Origin of the sequence: Blautia sp. HCP3S3_G3, assembly GCF_052063365.1 — a bacterium.
GTDB lineage: Bacteria > Bacillota > Clostridia > Lachnospirales > Lachnospiraceae > Blautia_A.
Window position 1 is genome coordinate 1 of the sequence record NZ_JBQHXR010000049.1, and the last position, 5,428, is coordinate 5,428.

Here is a 5,428-nt window from a genome sequence, read left to right on the forward strand (position 1 = left end):
ATAGTGCTTTGCCATAATGAGATCCTCCTTCAGTGCGGTACCTACATTGTACCATGAAATATTAGATTAGGAATTCTCATTTTGACTTGTACTATTTATATTCTAGCACCAATCTTTTCCCGATAAATATTCATTACATATCGTAATCTCTGATTCAGCCAAACTAATCTGACGTTTGCAATCGGAAATACGATTTTTCAGATCTAATACACAGGCTTCTTGAGAATTTTTCTTCTCGTTTAGCTGTTTAATTCCAACATTCTTACTTCCAGCTTCATCTTGAAAATCATGAATCACTTTGCCAAGTCTATCTTTCATAGAATCTAAGAGATTAACCTGAGAAATATTATAGATCGCTTGATGTATTTTTTCTCCCTGATTACTAATAAAATATTTGTCAAGTTGTTCACCATCAAAGAAAAAATATTCTTTAATGTCTTCAGGAATATACTGTTTTAAAAGATTATCTATTCTTTCAGAATCTGTAATAACATCATTTCCAGATGGGGCCATTACCGTGACAATAAATGTAGGTTTAAATTCAAATGCCTCCTTATTAGCCTTGAATTCCTGAGTTCTTTCAAATGTAATGTGTTTATTGTCGACACCGATAGTAACAGATACCTTTACTTCACATTTTTCATTCCCTTTTGAAATTGCTTCCTCTAATACAGTACTATTAATTCTTTTTCTTGCACGTTTTTCATTTCCAAGATGTGATTCTTTTCCGTATAGACACCATGAAATAGCATTTAACAGATTGGTTTTTCCTATTCCGTTATTTCCCAAAATGATATGCAAATCATATGGACCTTTTCTATCGAAATTGAATTCAACATTTTTATATTGTCTAAAATTATTTATTTTAACACATTCTATTCTCATTACTCGTCACCTTTAATAGCATTATCTATTGCAGCTTTATATTTTTTCTTAAATTGTCCTAGTCCCTTATTTTCTTCATCAAGAATGCTTATGATGAACTCTTGCTGCTTCTTATCATCTTTTGTTTTTTCTGCAACTTTCTTTAAAATTGTTTTATTCAAAGCCATTGTTAATCCCCCATTTCTTCATATAATTTCTTTAATGCTTCAATATTATTTGATGCATTTTCAACAATATCAAATATACGATTTTTCTCTTTATCGCAGATTAATTTATCAAATTCTGCCATTTCTGAATCTGACAGTTTTGATGAACTTGGGCGAATTGTAATGTCCCAAATATTTGCACTTGTTTTTCCAGGTGCCTGTCTAATGACACGACCTATTCTCTGAATATATTCTCTAGGATTCGTAGAACTGGCCATTAAAATGGCATTCTGTGCGCTTGGAATATCAATTCCTTCATCAAGACACTTAATAGCAACCAGCGACTTATAATGTCCCTCTTTAAAGTGCTTTATTATATGTTGCCTTTCAGTCATATCACCAAATCTTGATTCAATTGTTGTGCCAGCTTCCTGTGTGAATGAATGTGCAGGAATACGTAATTCGTACAATATTTGATTAACCTTATTAATCTGCTCCGGTGACACAAAAATTATCAAATCTCGAATTTCATCCATTGATAATAGGATTTCTTTCAATTTTTCGTATTTGTTTTTAGCATCTTTGACAATATTCGCGCGTTTAAACAACAAGCGTTCTAATTTCTCTGCATACTCATCAGAATCTTTAGAGAATGCGCTAAGCTTTCTAACCTCTTTAGAAATTTTTGCGTAATCCGCTAATTCTTCCTCTGTAAGATCAACAAATTCAAGATGGTATGTGTAAGGAACAAGAAACGTCTTTCCAGTAATAGGGTTTACCGTTGTCAGTGCATCTCTAATAGTAAATTCAAAAGAATTATTACCAAAATAATCATCCAATACTTTTGTTCCGCTTTCATCAAACCATCTACTAGGAGTTGCACTTAACCCGACGCGATAACGATATCGTTCTAATAATGCCTTTCTACATTTTGATGCACCTAATCCATGAGCCTCATCTCCAATAAAGAGATAATTAATATCTTGGTGGCTCTTTTCAATTATATTTATAAAATCTTGTTTTGCTGCAGTAATATGTGTTGTAAAAAGAACGGCTGTATCAATAAAACTGGTAGCTGTACGTAACACAATTTCATGCAGAGTGTTTCGCCACTTTTTATTAGTGCCATCAATAATTGCAGATACATCAAAATTAAACGGCAGGCTATCTATCTCACTTTTCCATTGTAGGGACAATGTACCCTGAGGGCATGCAATAATTACTATTAGCTTTTTTTGAGTTAACATTAATTCTTCTATACATCCAAATGCTGTTCGTGTTTTACCAGTTCCTGTAGCCATTTGAAATAAAAGCCTGTAATCATTTCTAACCCATTTTTTTACAGCGTCCTTTTGATAATAAAAAAGGCTCAAACTGTTATCCAATATGTTCTTCTTATCAACATATCGTTTATAACTATGTAAAATATTATTCTCTGCTCTGAATGATGTAGATTTCTCAATTAACTTCTTTTTAACAGATTCAGGAAGATTGTATGTCTGAATATTATTTCTTTTATTATTCCAAAACTCATGAAATTTCTGTTCATCTTTTACCAAGTATTTTTTTTCTTCATTCCAGGATGAAAAAACTTTAAATTCTTCAACATTATGAAGCCAGCCGGATGCAGTTTCATTTATTGAACCACTAAAAGATATTTTATTACCTTCTAAATCCGTTAATATTCCTACCTTTTGATGTAAAATCCCGCTTTGGTCTATTTCATTCCCAGTACAAAACCTACCTGATTCTTTAACTACAGCCAACTTAATTTCCAAGTATCCATTTGCAATCATCCAGCCCAATGCTGAAATATGTTGTTCTTGTAACGAATCTTCTAAATCATCAAACATATTTTGATATTTTTCACTCAAAAAGCTATCTGGATCAGTATTCACAAGTTCTAATATTTCCGCATCTTTTTCATCTAATCTAGGGCATGCTATAAGACGCATAACACCATGGTTTCTGATAAAACCAGCCATGCCTTTTGCTGCGATAGCAAGACTTGAAGACGTAAAAAAACCAGCTATGCGGTCATACGATTTTGCACATCGTAAAACCGGAGCATAGAATTCCTCCACGAGGTCATCTTGCCCGCTTTCATAGCTGGATTTTAAATTTAATTCTATAAAATTTTTACACAAGAAAATCACTCGCAATCGTGCTCATTTTTAGCGGATAATTCCGAATTACCCTCTATTATTGATCTTAGCACATTTTCCACATTTGATCTTCTTCTATTTTGAGTTGATGTTGATAATATTTTGATTTCTTCATAGATCTTAGATATTGATCCTGCTTTAAAAACACTTTGAATGATAGGTATTCGCAAACAAAGTTTCTTAATTAACTGCTTCTTTTTATCTTCATCCAAAAGGTAAAATCTTCTACCAAACACAGATGTATAAATATGAGACTTATTACCATTCTTACTAATACACGCTAAGTCCAGTAACGCAGCTAATTTGGCATGATTTTCACCATATTTTTTTTGAGCAACAGTTCCTTCTTTCATATTGTCATGCTTCTGACCAAGATAATATCCTAATTCTTCAAAAGACATAGAAGCATCAGAATCAACCAATATTCTATTCACCTCAAAAAATGCATCATTCAAATCACTGTATTGAGGAATATTATCTTTACTAACTTCTTCAAGATTATCAGAACCTGCTATTATTTCCACTATTTCCTCAATACTATATTTAAGCAATATCTCAATCAAACGATCAGTTATTGATTCAATATCTAAACATTCAGAGTTACCATAGGTTAAACACTGCAAATCAATTTCTTTTTCAAAATACCATTTGATAAAGTTTTTCTCATTCTCTGTATCTTCTGAAAAGATGTTATTCCAACACATACCTTTCTTTTTGCAAAGGCTACATAGTGGTTTGTTTTCATATCTTCTTCCGTAACCATATTGAATAGCATATAGATTTTCTTGGTCAAATCTTAAATCAAAATATTTTGCCGCAATGTCCGGGAATTTTTCTTCAAAGTCTAGCATACTCTGATACGCCGCACAGTTAGTTTCTTGATTCTTTTTGTATTCCTGATTTGCCAAACAGAATTCTCTAAAAGATTTCTTTTTAAAGAAATTAGGCTGATTACACCAACGTGCCAACTCAATATACATTCCCTTATATGGACTTTCTTTATATTTTTCATAGCGCATAATATACGGAAGACTACCATATTTCATCAATGTTGCAATTCTGAAAAATACGCCTTCTATATCTTTTTCATCTTGCGAATCATAACCGCTAATTACGTACATTTTGCACACTCTAGAAGAATATCTTTTCCAAAGCTGAACCTTTTCCACAATAAGATCTGTGTCTTCAAGATGATCAAATGCGAATATAAAATCACCATGATATTTGGTATGTGTGAATCTATATGCTTTTCGATCCGTCATCAATCGCAAATCTATACCTTGACGAAACTGGAATGGTTTTCCGGTGGCCTCCAATTCATCCATTACCTCTTCCCATTTTGGATAAGCAAGAATGTTATCATCCCACAAATAAATGTACGGTTTGTTCTCATCATAAAACTCTGTTACTTTAGAGTGTCTGAAGGTATGATCGTATTTTTTATTAACACAAAAAGAACATTTTCTAAAGCATCCTCTTGTAGTAAATCCTATTGAATAATCCAAGTAATCTGCAAAATGAGTTCTACTCTTTCCTGAGGCAATCTGTTCCTCAACATATTCTGTGTACAAATCATAATCAGGTTTATGATGTTCTATTTCATCTGGTAAATTTTGTCCACCATCTGGGAAAAATCCAGTCCCCCCAATATGAACGTTAGGTAATTTTACAACCCACTCTGGAATATCAGAGAATGTGAATACTTTCGATATATATATTTCATCGTAATCATACACATCTTCATAAGAACGATAAATTAATTTTACGTCATGACCTTGTTCTTTATAATATCCTGATATTTTCATTAATGATAAATTGGGATGGCGAGTGCCGTGATCCATCAAATCAGCATCTAATATACCAATTTTCATAAGTTGCATCCTTTCATTTTGATCGAACTTTTCTTCGATCTATAGTCCATTTGATTATACCATATCAGCAAAAAATAACAAGATCTGGTGTGAAAAAACTTGACATTTCAGTAACGTGTGATCACTTTTTGGTTCTTACTCATATTTCCAAAATATTAATATAAAACGTAGTATGATCAATGTTAACTTCCAACGTTTTTACAATATAAATCTCCAAAAAATAATAGAATCTTTCACCTCATACATCATATATTCCTCCCTATTAAGTCAAGTCTTTTTTCCTTGAATATCAAGGATTTTTTCAATATATCATCAATAAATATCTCAGAAGAAGGAGCCATAGGAATGGACATTTCTCTGT

At 32.2% G+C, this 5,428-nt stretch carries 4 protein-coding genes; all 4 read right to left on the reverse strand.

The features are described from left to right. Positions 1 to 102 precede the first annotated feature (102 nt). The 4 genes from ACTNEW_RS16095 to ACTNEW_RS16110 are packed head-to-tail and all read right to left on the reverse strand — an operon-like array spanning position 103 to position 5,067. Positions 103 to 885: an AAA family ATPase gene (locus ACTNEW_RS16095; RefSeq protein ID WP_441062800.1), complete on the reverse strand. Its 783-nt coding sequence runs from the start codon at positions 883 to 885 to the stop codon at positions 103 to 105. Continuing rightward, positions 885 to 1,052 (reverse strand): hypothetical protein, encoded by a 168-nt coding sequence (locus ACTNEW_RS16100; protein WP_441062802.1) that lies wholly within the window; start codon positions 1,050 to 1,052, stop codon positions 885 to 887. Before ACTNEW_RS16100 ends, ACTNEW_RS16095 begins: the two co-directional genes overlap by 1 nt. A gap of 2 nt (positions 1,053 to 1,054) precedes the next feature. Next, positions 1,055 to 3,178: a DEAD/DEAH box helicase family protein gene (locus ACTNEW_RS16105; protein WP_441062805.1), complete on the reverse strand. Its 2,124-nt coding sequence runs from the start codon at positions 3,176 to 3,178 to the stop codon at positions 1,055 to 1,057. 5 nt (positions 3,179 to 3,183) lie between these two features. After that, a complete protein-coding gene (locus ACTNEW_RS16110; protein WP_441062807.1) occupies positions 3,184 to 5,067 on the reverse strand; it encodes a hypothetical protein in 1,884 nt (627 codons plus the stop codon). Between the last annotated feature and the right edge of the window lie 361 nt (positions 5,068 to 5,428).

Coding starts and splice junctions, on each gene's coding strand:
- ACTNEW_RS16110 (WP_441062807.1), bottom strand. CDS start 5,067: ATGAAAATTGGTATATTAGATGCTGATTTGATGGATCACGGCACTCGC.
- ACTNEW_RS16100 (WP_441062802.1), bottom strand. CDS start 1,052: ATGGCTTTGAATAAAACAATTTTAAAGAAAGTTGCAGAAAAAACAAAA.
- ACTNEW_RS16095 (WP_441062800.1), bottom strand. CDS start 885: ATGAGAATAGAATGTGTTAAAATAAATAATTTTAGACAATATAAAAAT.